This window comes from Marinobacter sp. E2 (assembly GCF_055755345.1).
Genome location: NZ_CM146911.1, coordinates 3,110,013 through 3,124,216, shown reverse-complemented (window position 1 = coordinate 3,124,216; position 14,204 = coordinate 3,110,013). Strand labels below are relative to the sequence as shown.

Sequence of the window (14,204 nt, the reverse complement as noted above, 5' to 3'; positions counted from 1 at the left end):
ATGGCTAGCTTTGTTCGCCCTCTGGGCTTTGTGTTGCTCGGCGGTCTCGCCGGCGCTGTTGCCACCTACTGGCTTGAAACTGAAACCCACGCGATATCTTCTGATGAACAGGCCAGTACCGACTCGAAAGAGCCGCTGTACTGGGTCGCTCCCATGGACCCCAATTTCAAAAGTGACAAACCCGGAAAATCGCCCATGGGTATGGATTTGATCCCGGTGTATGAGGATGGAGGCTCGGCAGACGACGCGGCGGGCACGGTTCGGATCTCACCGACGGTCGTCAATAATCTTGGGGTTCGAACAGAGCCGGTGATTCAAGGGCGGCTGCCCAACGACATCACCACCGTGGGCTATGTGGCATACAACGAAGACCAGATGGTGCACGTCCATCCCCGCGTTGATGGCTGGATAGAAACGCTGTTTGTCAAAGCCGAGGGTGAGCCCGTTGAACAGGGCAAGCCGCTGTACACGTTGTATTCACCCACTCTGGTGAATGCCCAGGAAGAGCTGTTGTTGGCGATGAACCGGGGCAGTCAGAAACTGGTGGAGGCTGCTACAGAGCGGCTGGCGGCGCTGAATGTGCCGGCCAGTCTGATCAAGCGGTTACGCCAGAGCCGCGATATTCAGAGAACCATGACCGTTTACGCCCCCCGTTCCGGTGTGATTGAGAGCCTGAATGTGCGCGAGGGTATGTTCATCAAGCCCGGAGACCGGGTTCTGTCGATTGCAGCGCTCGATGAAGTCTGGGTGATCGGTGAGGTGTTCGAAAGCCAGCTATCAGCGGTTGAGGCTGGCAATCGCGTGCAGATGACCCTCGATTATATGCCCGGCCGCCAGTGGCGGGGCAGCGTGGATTACGTTTACCCGGAGGTGAATTCGAAAACCCGGACGGCGCAAGTACGGATGCGGTTTGATAACGAGGATGGTGTCCTGATGCCAGGTATGTTTGCCCGGCTGGAGGTTCAGGGCGACCGCGGAGAGCGGCAGTTTCTGGTGCCCCGGGAGTCGGTTATCCGTACCGGCCAGAGTGATCGCCTCGTTCTGGCTCTGGAAGAGGGCGCCTTCAAGTCGATAAACGTAAGCGTTGGGCGCGTGGGGGACAAGTATGCGGAAATACTCGATGGCCTGATGCCGGGTGACACAGTTGTCACATCGGCCCAGTTCCTTATCGACTCAGAATCGAGCAAGAGTTCGGATTTCCAGCGGATGTCGGCACCTCAGGCCCAAGATGATGGGGGCATGAATCACGAAGGCATGGATCACGGCGCTATGAACCACAGCACGATGAGTCAGTATGCCATGGAGCAAGACACCAAGGATCACAGCACCATGAACCATGGCGGAGGCGAGTGATGATTGCTGCCATTATTCGCTGGTCGGTTGGTAACCGCTTCCTGGTGTTGCTAGCCACATTGCTGATCACGGGTCTCGGCCTGTATTCCCTGAAACAAACGCCGGTGGATGCCTTACCGGATCTGTCGGATGTCCAGGTTATTATCAAAACCAGCTTTCCGGGACAGGCCCCGCAGGTGGTGGAGGATCAGGTGACCTATCCGATGACCACCGCCATGCTTTCGGTACCGGGTGCGAAAACGGTGAGGGGCTACTCATTCTTCGGGGATTCCTACGTTTACGTGATCTTTGATGAAGACACTGACATGTATTGGGCCCGTTCGCGGGTACTCGAATATCTCTCCCAGGTAGCGCCCAGCCTGCCGGACTCGGCCCGCCCGCAGCTGGGGCCCGATGCCACCGGCGTTGGCTGGGTATACCTTTACGCCCTGGTGGATCGCACCGGTAATCACGACCTGAGCGAACTGCGCAGCCTGCAGGACTGGTTCCTGAAATACGAGCTGCAAACGGTGCCCGGTGTGTCCGAGGTGGCCGCCCTGGGCGGCATGGTGAAACAGTACCAGGTCAAGGTCAGCCCGGAAAAACTCCGCGCCCTGGGGATCCCGCTGGCCCATATCCAGAACGCCATCAAGCGGGGTAACCAGGAAGTGGGTGCGTCGGTGATCGAGAGGGCCGAAGCGGAATACATGGTGCGCACCTCAGGCTATATCCAGTCCCGTAATGATCTGCTGTCGATACCGCTGGGGCTGGATAACAATGGCACGCCGCTGCTGCTCAAGGACGTAGCAACCGTGGAGGTTGGGCCCCAGATGCGACGTGGCGTTGCCGAGCTGAATGGCGAGGGCGAGACCGTTGGTGGAGTGGTGGTCATGCGCTTTGGTGAGAACGCTCAGGCGACCATCAATGGCATTAAAGACAAACTGGAAGACCTGAAGTCCAGCCTGCCCGAGGGCGTCGACGTTGTGACCGTCTATGATCGCTCCGGTCTGATTGAACGGGCCGTCAATAACCTGGGCTTCAAGCTGCTGGAAGAGTTCCTTGTGGTGGGCCTGGTGTGCATTGTCTTCCTGTTCCACGTGCGGTCATCACTGGTTGCCATTCTCAGCCTGCCGGTGGGCATTCTGGCGGCCTTTATTGTCATGCACTGGCAGGGCATCAACGCCAACATCATGTCGCTCGGCGGTATTGCCATTGCGATCGGGGCGATGATCGACGGCGCCATCGTGATGATCGAGAACATGCACAAACACATGGAACGGACGCCGTTAACACCTGAGAACCGATGGGAAGTGGTAACCCGATCTGCCTCCGAGGTGGGGCCAGCGCTGTTCTTCTCCCTGCTGATCATCACCGTCAGCTTTGTGCCTGTGTTTGCGTTGGAAGCTCAGGAGGGTCGGATGTTTGCCCCACTGGCCTTCACCAAGACATACGCCATGGCAGCCAGCGCGGCGCTGGCGGTGACCCTGGTGCCTGTGCTCATGGGCTATTTCATCCGGGGCAAGGTGCTGCCGGAGCACAAGAACCCCGTGAACCGGTTGCTGGTCGGTGCCTACATGCCGGCCCTCAAGCTGGTACTTCGCTTCCCGAAAACAACCGTTCTGGCCGCGGTGCTGGCACTGGTTGTTGGTGTCTGGCCCGCCACCAGAATCGGTAGCGAATTCATCCCGCCGCTGGATGAGGGCGATCTTATGTACATGCCCACCACCTATCCGGGTATCTCCATCGGTAAGGCGCGGGAGCTGCTGCAGCAGACAGACAAGCTGATTGCCACGGTACCCGAGGTTAAAACGGTCTTCGGCAAAGTGGGCCGGGCGGATACCGCCACCGATCCAGCTCCGCTGACGATGATCGAGACCTTTATCCAGCTCAAGCCCAGGGAAGAATGGCGGGAAGGCATGACCACGGAAAAACTGAAGCAGGAGCTCAACAACCTGATTCGTTTCCCCGGTGTGACCAACGCCTGGGTGATGCCGATCATCACTCGCATCGATATGCTGGCAACTGGGATCAAGACGCCTGTAGGCATCAAGGTGGCCGGGCCTGACCTGGCCACGATTCAGGGTATTGGCAAACGCCTCGAGGAAATCATGGTGGACATCCCCGGCACAGCGTCGGTTTACTCCGAGCGGGTCGCCGGGGGGCGCTACATCAAGGTCGATATTGATCGCGAACGCGCCGCACGTTACGGACTGAATATTGCGGATGTGCAGCAGGTGGTGGCGTCGGCAATCGGCGGTATCAATGTTTCCCGGACTATCGAAGGGTTGGAGCGCTACCCAGTGAATCTCCGTTACCCGGAGGATTACCGGGATTCACCGGAAAAACTGGAGCAATTGCCCATTGTAACCGCCTCAGGACAACGCATCGCACTTGCCGATGTTGCCGACATCCGGGTCGAGGATGGCCCGCCGGCGATCAAGAGTGAGAACGCCCGGCTGAACGGCTGGACCTTTGTGGATATTGAGGGGGTTGATGTCGGCAGCTACGTGGAACAAGCCATGGCCACGGTGAACGAAGAGCTTGATCTGCCCGCAGGTTACTCGGTGACCTGGTCCGGCCAATACGAGTACATGCTGCGAGCCAAGGAAAAACTCACCTATGTGGTGCCCTTGACCCTGGCGATCATTGTGATCCTGCTGTTCCTGAACTTCCGGCGCTTCGCGGAGGTCGGGATCATCATGGGTACGCTGCCATTTGCCATGATCGGCGCTATCTGGCTGATGTATCTGCTGGGTTATAACTTTTCGGTGGCCGTGGGGGTCGGGTTTATTGCACTCGCGGGCGTGGCCGTGGAGATTGGTGTGATCATGCTGGTGTATCTGAATCAGTCCTTCGAGGCCATGGTGGAAACCTGTCAGTCGAAGGGACTCAGCCCACGACGCGAAACCCTTCGTCATGCGGTGCTGCACGGTGCCGGTCTGCGGGTACGTCCGATCATGATGACAGCCGCCGCCATAATTGGCGGCTTGGTACCCATAATGGTTGGTACCGGCACAGGTTCTGAGGTAATGGGGCGTATAGCGGCGCCAATGGTCGGGGGAATGATCAGTGCGGTGATCCTGGCACTGTTGGTTATTCCGGTGCTCTTTTATCTGTGGAAACGGGGAAGTATCGAGGATTTCTAGGCTTGGCTGGCACTGGCCTCTGGGCGAGAATGCTACGCTAGAACCGATAGATCTTTCTCATTCAGAAGGCAGTTCCATGGTCTGGTTAATCACCAAATATGCGATAACAGCGGCGTTGATTGTCCTCGTCTCAGAGGTAGCCAAAAGAAGCGACAAACTTGGTGCGCTGATTGCGGCTCTGCCTTTTGTAACGATCCTTGCCATGGTCTGGCTATACGTGGAACAACAGCCAGACGAAAAAATCAGCAACCATGCCTGGTACACCTTCTGGTATGTATTGCCGACTTTGCCGATGTTTCTGGTGTTTCCCTTCCTGATGTCGAGGTTCGGCTTTTGGCCTTCCCTTGGCATCAGCGCTTTGTTGACCATGGCGTGTTTTGGCCTCCTGGCGCTGGCGGTAAAGCGGTTCGGAATTGTTCTTCTCTGAGGGCTGTCAGTCTGGAACTGACCCAGATCAAACTTGCTGCCTTCTGGTGCACTTCGCCACGGTTTTTTCAGCCCGGATTCAGATTCATGGGCTTTACTGAAAAGGACGCATGAAGCCGCTACCCATAAGGAGGGAGCCATGAACCGAATCAGTCGATTTGCCATTTACTCTGTTATTACTGCCTTGCCCGCTCTCGCCTTTTCCCACGGCAACGGCGACCAGATGCCCCACGATGGCATGATGAACCAGCAACAAATGCAGCAGATGCACGACAACATGTCGCGAATGCAGGAGATGATGCAGCAGATGCGCAACGCCGACTCCAACGCTGAGCGCGAGCGTCTGAGGGAGCAGCACATGGAAGCCATGCACGAGCAGATGGAGATGATGCGTGGCGGCATGATGGGTCCCGGAACGATGGGGCAGGGCATGATGGGCGACGGCGGCATGGGCCAGGGCGGCATGAAAGGCAGCCAGGGCGCCATGGGGAATCAGCAGGGCATGATGAATAACCAGGCTCAGGGCAAGAACCAGGGCAAGAAACAGCCAGGCAGTGCCCAGGGTAACCAATCGAGTGGGCCCGGAATGGACAGCGAACACCGTATGGACCGGATGGAAAACCGGATGAATCAGATGCAGCTGATGATGGAGCAGATGCTCGAACACCAGCGCCAGATGTACCGCAACTGAGTCGGCTGTGCGGGCCTTCCCCTGGGCAGGGAGGTTAGTCAAAGAGTGACAGCTGGTCGCTTTGCCCGTCTTCTTTTCGGGGGCTGGAAGGAACGCCGGGGCGCTTCTGTACCGGTCCCTTCCGGCTGCCATGACGTTTCAGGACGCGGTCGGTTTCGGCCCGGCTAACCGACCGTTTTCTAAAATCTCCTATCGCTTTGCGCGCCACCCGGGCCGCCTGCTCGTGATTGCACACCGGGGCAATATAGGTATTGCCGCCGTAACGGGCTTTCTGGGGTGGCGTCATCAGCCAGGGTGTGTGGATCATCTCTCTGGGCACGCCGGCCAGTTCCGGAATCCAGCGGCGGATGAACTCACCGTCCGGGTCCAGCTTCTGGCTTTGCAGTACGGGGTTGTAGATGCGCAGGGCATTGATGCCGGTCAGGCCCGACTGCATCTGGGTCTGGGAGTAATGGATGCCGGGCTCGAAATCGGTGAACAGCCGGGCCAGATGCAGAGCGGGATCACGCCAGTGCAGCCATAGCTGGTAGCTGGCCACTGCCATCAACATGGCTCGCATCCGGAAGTTGATCCAGCCGGTGTGGTTGAGCGCACGCATGCTCGCATCCACCAGCGGCCAGCCGGTCTGGCCTTCCTGCCAGCGCTGCAGGCGTTCGGAATTGTTAGGCCCGGTTTTCAGCACTTCCATTTCCCGGTGCATCGCCCGGAATTCCAGTTCCGGCTCGTCTTCCAGTTTCTGGATGAAGTGGCAGTGCCAGTGCAGCCGGGAGCGGAAGCTGGTGAGGCTCTTTTTCTTCCGGGGCAGGGTGTTGCGGTGTTGCCCGGCCGCTTTCGCCTGCTGGTAGATTTCCCGCAGGCTGACGGTGCCGTAGGCAATGTGGGGGCTCAGGCGCGAGCAGGCCCGGAACGCGGTATTGGGGCTGGAGATGTTGTACTGATAACCCACGCAACGGCGATCCAGGAACGACGAGAGCAGCTTTTCGCCGCGGGCGCTGCCACCGGCCTGACGGTCCGGGCAATCATCGGCAAGGCCCAGCGTCCGGGGCGCCAGTTGCCAGTCCATCGTCGGGCCGCCCTCAGCGGCCGGGATTCTTTCCGGAGCGGCCAGCGTGTTGCCCCGCATCAGATCCGTCCAGGCGTTGTCCCACAGGTCCCGGTCGGCCAGTCGCCGAACCACACCGAACTGGCGCCACTCCTGAAACTCGACGCCATTCTCCGCGCACCACTGGATGACGGACTTGTCCCGGTCAAAGGTCCACTGACCGCCGGTTTCCTGGTGGCAGAAAATGCGCTGGATGCCGTGGCTGGCCTGAAGCTGTTTGAAGGCATCGAGCACCGTTCCGCGCAGCACCCACAACCGGCTGCCCGCGGCGCGTAGCTGCTGGTCCAGATCGGTTAGGGAATCCCGGATAAACTGCCACTGGCGGCCACTGGTATCCGGCAACTGCCAGTAGTCGTCTTCGATCACATACAGCGGTATCACTGGCTCGCCGAGAGCGGCCGATGCCACCAGCGGGGCGTGATCGTGGGTGCGCAGGTCCCGTTTGAACCAGACCACCGTAGTCATTCGGCTTTGCTCCTGGCCCGCCGACAGCGTTCGCTGCAGTAGCGCACGTTGTCCCAGTCCTTCGCCCACTTTTTGCGCCAGGCGAACGGGCGACTGCAAACCGGGCAGATTTTCTCGGGAAGATGGGGTTTTTTGTGCATCCGGATAAAATGGTTTTTACTGACAGTTTAGGAAGTTATTGACTTGTACGTTCCTGAAACCCCGAAGGATTGTCCATGGCCCGATTCAGCGATCACCTGCCGGCACCCGGTGTTCTGATCTTCGATTGGCACGGCACGCTGGTCGACACCCACGACGCCATGTTCAGCGCCATGGAAGACATGCTACCGCAACTGGAAGAGCTGGGCCTGGTGGACCGGCTGTTGCCGGAGGACCAGTGCCGCACGGCAGACGATGCCCGGCTGGTGCGCTATATCCGTATCTTCCGGCGCCTGCACCCACGCATACTGGCAGAGCGGCGGGTGTCCCGAACGGATATCTTCAACGCCATTTTCGGCGATGACAAAGACGCCAAGCTGATTGCCCACAAGGCATACAACGCGGCCTATCGTCGCTACTTCGGACAGGTCAAACCTTTCCAGCCCGGTGCGTACGAGTACCTGAGTGCGTTGAGGGCCATGGGCATTCGCCTGGCCGTCTCCACAAACCGCAACCGCGAGTTCCTCGACAAAGAGCTGCGCACAGTGGACGAAGGCCGCTGGCAGAACCTGTTCGACGCCACCGTCTGCGCCGACGATGTGACCGAATACAAACCGGACCCGGAAGTGATACTCAAGGCGCTGGAGAAACTCGGGCTGCCCGCCGATGAGCGAGCCTGGTACGTGGGCGACAGCTACATCGACATGCTCACCGCCAACAAGGCCGGGGTGTCCGGCGTGTTCTACAACGGTGCCTGCTGGGAGTCCGGCCGGATTGACAGCTGGTTCTCTTACCGGGATGCGCCGGCGGCGATTCTTGACAGCTTTGAAGACCTGATGGACCTGCTGGCCTTGCTGGAACGCGGGCAGCCAGAGGCCTTCCAGCGAGCGCCGGCGGAAGTTCGGCCACGGCCTTTCCCGCCGCCTGAACGGCCACAGCCCCGGATCGAGCCCGACTGGCACCCGGCAGTGGTGAAGCTGATTCGCCCGGCGGTGATCCTGTTCGACTGGCACGCCACCCTGGTGGACACCCTGGATGCCATGTACCACGCGGTGGACGACATGCTGCCGGATTTTCACAAGCTCAGGCTCATGGACCGAATGGTGGCGCCGGAAGACAGCAAAACCCCGGAAGACGTCAAGCTGGTGGCCTACGTCCGGGAGTTTGCGAAGCTCCATCCGAAGGTGAAGGCCGACCGGAAGATCTCCCGCACGGACATTTTCGAGGTGCTGTTCGGGGAGGATCAGGAGGCCAAGCAGATCGCCCACAAGGCCTTCAACTACCATTACCGCAAACACTACGGCACCGTGAAGGCCTTTGAGCCAAAAGTACGGGAAGTGCTGGAAGGCCTTCGCCGATTGGGTATCCAGGTGGGCGTGATCACCAACCGCGATCGTGAGTTCTTCGAGCACGAACTGGCCGCGGTGGAGGACACTGGCTGGACCGAGCTGTTCGATGTGGACGTCTGTGGCGACGACACGCCGCTTCGCAAACCCCACCCGGACCAGCTGCTGCTGGCGGTGCAGAAACTGGACTATCCGCCGGACCCTTCTGTCTGGTACGTGGGCGACAGCACCACCGACGTGATTGCCGCCAAGCGAGCGGGCATGACGGCGGTGTTCTTCAACGGCGCCCAGTGGGACCTGCCGTGGCTCAACAAGATCTTCCCGGGCACCCACAAGCATCCGGACAAGCCGGATGTCGTGGTGAACGATTTCTCGGAGTTCTGGGCGCTGGTGCTGGCCTGTGAGGTGGGTCCGCCTTAGGATCGGGCCACTATAAGGAACCTCACTGACGCTCGTATTCGCTCAGGGCGTCCTCGATACCCAAGCCAATGACAATGACCCCCTCGGCGGTTTCGCCATCATCGGACGGTACCGCCGTGCTGACGGTAACCTGAAACCGTGCTGCCGAGGTGTCGTAACGAATGGGTGAGATGAACAGGGATTGTCCAGAGGTGGCGCTCGCTCCGGACACGCCCATGACTTTCTGGAATTTTGGCTCGTCACCCTGCCAGTAGTCTGAGGTGAGCTGGCTGATGGCGGCCAGCGTGCCCATGTCGTTCACCACCATGACCTCGGTGATCAGCCCCGGGTGAGACTGCTGCCAGGCATGCAGGGCCCTGGAGCCTGGCAGTGCCAGGATTTCGTCGGCCAGATCCGGTGTCTGGAACGGCGACATGGCCTGCCACTGGCTGTCGATAGTCATCACGTCGGTAAAGCTTTCCTGCCGGGGTCCCGCCTCAATGATCTGCCGAATATCCAGGATACTGTTCAGCTCCCTGAACAGGCGCTCAGAGAGTTTGGTAATACGCCGCTCTTCCTCCTCGGACAGCGCGAGTTGGCCAGCCATGCACTTGGTGAGGGTTCGATTGAACGTACCCAGGAATTCCGGATGATCCGAGGTGAAGGTCTCGCTCAGGTACAGGTACAGGGGCGCATAGCGAACGAAGTGGGGGCTCAGTTGCGGGTCATTGAAATCGTTGGTCTGGCGCAGGCGGTTCATGACCCGCTCATCCATCAGCGCGGTATCGATCCGGTCGCGCTTGAGCAGAGCGAGCAGTTGGGCCGGCGAGGACACGCTCAGGAAGATCCGGTAATCATTGGCTTCCAGCCAGGCTTCCTCGTTGCTACCGGAGACCACCCCGATACGAAGATCCCGGCTGAACGGCCGCTCGCCCCGAGTGAAGAAATACCATTTCTCCAGCGCCACCGGGTCGCTGCGTTTTGCTATGGTGTCGAGCTCTGAAGACGGATCAATGGCAAAGTAGCCATCAATCATTTTGCGCTCAAGTGAGTGGATGGCCCGATTCTGTGGGGCAATCCGGATGCGTGTGGCCCAGCCCGCACGGTTGGCGGCACAGGCCACGGTATTGGCGGTTTCGCCAACCACCAGGCTGGAGCCATCAGCGCCCGGCCCCGCCATCTGGTAGGGTGGGCTTTCGAAGGTCAGCAGCTTCAGTGTTGGTGTCTGGGCCTGGCATACGGAATAGACCAGCGCCGTGGTGAGGCCCAATGCCAGTCTAAGTGTCATAGAGGGGACCGCGTCCGTGTTGTCGACAATCCTGAATTGAGGCTAGCACCAATTCGGGGCTTTTTCCTCACAACTTTTGGACATATTCTTTGGGCCATCAAAAACAAAAAGGGCCATGCTGTGAACGACAGGAAAGCATCGATCCTGGTGGTGGACGACGATGCCGCCATCCTTGAGCTGCTCGAGGAACACCTCTCCCGGGTTGGCTATGATGTCAGGACCGCCGGCGATGGCGAACAGATGTGGCGGCAACTGGACGCGGCGCATATTGATCTGATTGTGCTGGATGTGATGCTGCCCGGTGACGATGGCTTCACCCTGTGCCGGCAGATCCGTGAGCACAGTCGCGTGCCAATCATCATGTTGACGGCCAGCTCGGATGAAACCGACCGGGTGGTTGGCCTGGAGCTGGGGGCCGACGACTATCTGGCCAAGCCCTTCAGTGCCCGGGAATTGCAGGCCCGGGTCAAGGCGCTGCTGCGCAGGGCCAGCTTTTCCCGGTCGGATAATCCGCGCTACGTGGTGTTCGATCGCTGGCGCCTGGATACCCTGGCCCACGAGCTGATCGACGAGAACCAGCAGAGCACGGCGCTCTCGGGTGCCGATTTCGCACTGCTCCAGCTGTTCCTTAGCCACCCCAACGAAGTACTGGATCGTGACACCATCTCCGATGTGACCCGTGGCCGCGAATCTATGCCGCTGGATCGGGTGGTCGACGTGGCTGTCAGCCGGCTCCGGCAGCGGCTGGGCGACCAGGGGCGCAACCCCAGGCTGATCAAGACCGTGCGGGGCGCCGGTTATCTGCTGGCGGCAACGGTGAGCCATGTATCTGAATAACCGGGGAGAGTCCGCAGGATCCGGTCGGCGCTGGTTTCCCTCGTCACTGCTGGGGCGGGTGCTGCTGCTGACCCTGCTGGCCATGGCCAGCGCCCAGATCATTTCCAGTGTCGCCTGGATTGCCACCTTCCGGGCCCAGCAGGTGCAGGGGCTGGTCGCGACAACCCGCAACCTGGCCCAGTCCGCCGCGGCCACCGCGCAGTTTTTCAATTCGTTGCCTCTGGAGTACCGGCATATTGTCCTGGACCAGCTCCGCGATATGGGCGGCACCCGCTTTTTTGTTTCACTCAACGACCGGCGTATCAACATGACGCCCCTGCCGGATACCGAGCGAAAGCGGCTGGTTACGGAAGAGGTGGAGTCGGTTTTGCGCCGGCGACTCGGTAACCGGATCAATCTGCATGTGGATTTCGTGGATCCCGCCAATCTGCGCATTCTCAACAGTGAGATGCCGCTGGATGCCCTGCCGCAGTCCTGGGCTCACTACGCACTCACCCTGGAGCCGCTGAATCCGCCCGTTCTGGTCACTCAGGTTGAGGTGACAGAAGACGAATGGCTGTACCTCGCGGCCGCGTTGCCGGCCCCATACGTGTCCCTGGAGGATGAGGGTATACCCGGCCAGCAGATCCTGTTTCTGGTGGTGATGATCGCCATTCTCTTTCCGGTACTGGCCTGGCTGATCCGGCAGCAGACGCGCCCGCTGCGCAGGCTGGCCCGGGCGGCGCGGGATCTGCCCCTGGAGGACAATCAGCCGCCGCTGGTGGAGAAGGGGAGCGCGGAAATCGTGGCGGTGACCCGAAGTTTCAATACCATGCGTCGGCGCCTGCAGAGCTACATCAGCGATCGAAACCAGTTGTTCCGCGCCATCTCCCACGATCTGAAAACGCCGATTACCCGGCTGCGGCTGCGGGTCGATCTGATCGAGGACGACGCCATGCGCGAACGTCTGGAGGCCGATCTTCGGGAACTGGAGCTGCTGGCGAAGAACGCGCTCCAGTCCATCAAGGACAGCGACATTCACGAGAATGCCGAGCCGGTGGATGTGGAGCGGATGCTGCGGGGCATGGCCGAGGCTTACCAGGGTGATGGCCCGGGGCAGGTGACCGTGCAGGGCCATTGCCGGGCTTACCGGGGCAAGCCACTGGCGTTGAAGCGGTGTTTTGGCAACCTGGTGGACAACGCCGTCAAGTACGGGAACAGGGCGCTGGTGCGAATCGAGGACTCGGACGGTGAACTGAGAATCCATGTGGAGGACGAGGGGCCCGGCGTCTCAGAAGACCAACTGGCCCGTATCTTCGAGCCGTACTACCGGCTGGACAAGAACCAGCACCAGGGGTTTGGCCTGGGCCTCGGGATTGCACGCAACATTGCCCAGAGCCACGGCGGTGAGCTGGAAATCAGCAATCGGCCCACCGGCGGCCTGCACGTTACCCTGACCCTGCCACGCCACTGATCGCCCATGTAGCCATGTAACAAGGTTGTTACATGGGCATTTCCCTTTGATACGTAGTGCTGTCGCTTCCTGCCATAGACTCCGATGTTGCCAATACAACAAAAACAAGGAGTCTGAAAATGTCCAACATTGCGTATGGCACCCAATCTGTAAAAACACTTCCGAAAAGCCGTCTGTTGTCCGTTGCCGTCAGCCTGATTTCGCTGGGCCTGGCTGCCGGGCAGGCTCAGGCTCAGGATAGCCAGAGCGTGGAAGAACGCCTGGCGGCCCTCGAGGCGAAGCTGGCGGAAGTGGAGCCCCAGGCTACCGGGGAAGAAGGCTTTTCCTTCAACACCTATGCCCGTTCAGGTTTGCTGTTGGGCGGTGACCTGCAAAGTGTCCCTGGCGGCCCCTACCTGACCCCCGCCGGTTCCGTGGGTGGCGCGGTGGGACGTCTCGGCAATGAGCCGGACACCTACCTTGAGGCCATCCTCAACTACCGCCAGGTGGCCGAGAACGGTACCCAATCCCTTTACCAGTTGATGATTGCCGATTCCACCACCTCCTCGAACGACTGGACCGCCGGGGATGGCGCGGTGAACGTACGCCAGGCGTATGTAGAGTTCAGCAACCTCGCCAGCTTTACCGGTATTTTCGCAGACGCGTCGATCTGGGCCGGCAAGCGCTTCGACCGGGACCTGAACTTTGATATCCACTGGCTGGACAGCGATATCATTTTCCTCGGGGGCCTCGGCGCGGGTATCTATGACGTCAAGTTCGCCGATAACGTACACTCCAACTTTTCCTTGTACGGTCGAAGCTTTCTCGAGTTTCCCTCCGACATCCAGGATCAGGACATCACCTCCGACACGGATAACCTGATCGTCACCGCCGACAACTATTTCGGCAAGGTGCAGTGGACCCTCAGCGGAATGAAAGCGCAGGAGAACGACGAGCGCGTTGTGGGTGGTGTCCAGCAGGCCGCTGAGACCGGTGCCCATACCATGCTGGCCTACCACGGTGACAGCTTCTTCGGACTTTCCGATGGAAACTTCAAGGTGGCGGTATTGCACGGCCAGGGCCTGGGCGCCGAAACCAAGAACATTGGCGCCGATGGCGATCTTCACGAAGATGCTGTGAGCACTCGTGTGGCTGTCTACGGCACTACCTATCTGAGCGAAAACTGGCGATTGGCGCCGGCGCTTCTGGCCGAGACCAGTGAGGACCGTTACATCAAGGGCGACGATTACCAGTGGCTGACCGTCAATGCCCGGCTGGCCCAGGAGCTGACCACGAACTTCGAGATGCAGTACGAGGCGTCCTGGCAGGCCATGGATCTCACCACGCTTGGTTACCAGGGCCGCAGTGACGTGGAGGGCGACTACAGCCGCTTTACCGTGGCGCCCACCTTCAAGCCCCAGGTCGGCGGGTTCTGGAACCGCCCGGAGATCCGTTTATTCGTCAGCTATTCCACCTGGGATGACGAGCTGGAAGGCTATGCCTCCGGCGATGCCCTGGGCGCCGACAGCGATTTTGAAAGCGGTCAATGGACCTTTGGTACCCAGATGGAAGTCTGGTTCTGAACCTGATCAAGACAACAAT

Annotated in this window: 11 protein-coding genes; 8 read left to right on the top strand and 3 right to left on the bottom strand. The window is 59.8% G+C overall.

From position 1 onward, the window contains the following. From AC0J1C_RS14255 to AC0J1C_RS14240, 4 genes are all read left to right on the top strand, one after another. Complete coding sequence (locus AC0J1C_RS14255; protein WP_473044443.1) at positions 1 to 1,353, top strand: efflux RND transporter periplasmic adaptor subunit; 1,353 nt, start codon at positions 1 to 3, stop codon at positions 1,351 to 1,353. Beyond that, positions 1,353 to 4,478 (top strand): efflux RND transporter permease subunit, encoded by a 3,126-nt coding sequence (locus AC0J1C_RS14250; protein ID WP_473044441.1) that lies wholly within the window; start codon positions 1,353 to 1,355, stop codon positions 4,476 to 4,478. The genes AC0J1C_RS14255 and AC0J1C_RS14250 overlap by 1 nt, the downstream gene beginning before the upstream one ends. 76 nt (positions 4,479 to 4,554) lie before the next feature. Beyond that, positions 4,555 to 4,905 (top strand): DUF3147 family protein, encoded by a 351-nt coding sequence (locus tag AC0J1C_RS14245; RefSeq protein ID WP_473044440.1) that lies wholly within the window; start codon positions 4,555 to 4,557, stop codon positions 4,903 to 4,905. A 138-nt stretch (positions 4,906 to 5,043) separates the two neighbouring features. Continuing rightward, the gene (locus AC0J1C_RS14240; protein ID WP_473044439.1) at positions 5,044 to 5,595 is read left to right on the top strand and encodes a hypothetical protein; all 552 of its coding nucleotides are present in this window, start codon (positions 5,044 to 5,046) and stop codon (positions 5,593 to 5,595) included. A 34-nt stretch (positions 5,596 to 5,629) separates the two neighbouring features. Here AC0J1C_RS14240 and AC0J1C_RS14235 read toward each other — a convergent pair whose 3' ends face one another. After that, positions 5,630 to 7,162 carry an FAD-binding domain-containing protein gene (locus AC0J1C_RS14235; RefSeq protein WP_473044438.1) on the bottom strand — a complete coding sequence of 511 codons (1,533 nt, stop codon included), beginning with the start codon at positions 7,160 to 7,162 and terminating at the stop codon, positions 5,630 to 5,632. Next, complete coding sequence (locus AC0J1C_RS14230) at positions 7,159 to 7,302, bottom strand: DUF2256 domain-containing protein (protein ID WP_473044437.1); 144 nt, start codon at positions 7,300 to 7,302, stop codon at positions 7,159 to 7,161. The genes AC0J1C_RS14235 and AC0J1C_RS14230 overlap by 4 nt, the downstream gene beginning before the upstream one ends. A 75-nt stretch (positions 7,303 to 7,377) precedes the next feature. On the opposite strand from AC0J1C_RS14230, the gene AC0J1C_RS14225 reads away from it, so the two are divergent. Then, the gene (locus AC0J1C_RS14225; RefSeq protein ID WP_473044436.1) at positions 7,378 to 9,066 is read left to right on the top strand and encodes an HAD family hydrolase; all 1,689 of its coding nucleotides are present in this window, start codon (positions 7,378 to 7,380) and stop codon (positions 9,064 to 9,066) included. Positions 9,067 to 9,088: 22 nt separating this feature from the next. Here the strand turns inward: AC0J1C_RS14225 and AC0J1C_RS14220 are convergent, their stop codons facing one another. Then, positions 9,089 to 10,333, bottom strand: a complete 1,245-nt coding sequence (locus tag AC0J1C_RS14220; RefSeq protein WP_473044435.1) for a substrate-binding periplasmic protein — start codon at positions 10,331 to 10,333, stop codon at positions 9,089 to 9,091. 120 nt (positions 10,334 to 10,453) lie between these two features. Between AC0J1C_RS14220 and AC0J1C_RS14215 the strand changes: the two genes are divergently transcribed. The 3 genes from AC0J1C_RS14215 to AC0J1C_RS14205 all read left to right on the top strand — a co-directional run bounded on the left by AC0J1C_RS14215 (position 10,454) and on the right by AC0J1C_RS14205 (position 14,185). Further along, positions 10,454 to 11,170, top strand: coding sequence for a response regulator (locus tag AC0J1C_RS14215; protein WP_473044434.1), 717 nt, complete (start codon positions 10,454 to 10,456; stop codon positions 11,168 to 11,170). Then, a complete protein-coding gene (locus tag AC0J1C_RS14210) occupies positions 11,157 to 12,623 on the top strand; it encodes an ATP-binding protein (protein WP_473044433.1) in 1,467 nt (488 codons plus the stop codon). Before AC0J1C_RS14215 ends, AC0J1C_RS14210 begins: the two co-directional genes overlap by 14 nt. Positions 12,624 to 12,742: 119 nt before the next feature. Next, positions 12,743 to 14,185, top strand: coding sequence for a carbohydrate porin (locus AC0J1C_RS14205; RefSeq protein WP_473044432.1), 1,443 nt, complete (start codon positions 12,743 to 12,745; stop codon positions 14,183 to 14,185). Positions 14,186 to 14,204: the final 19 nt, after the last annotated feature.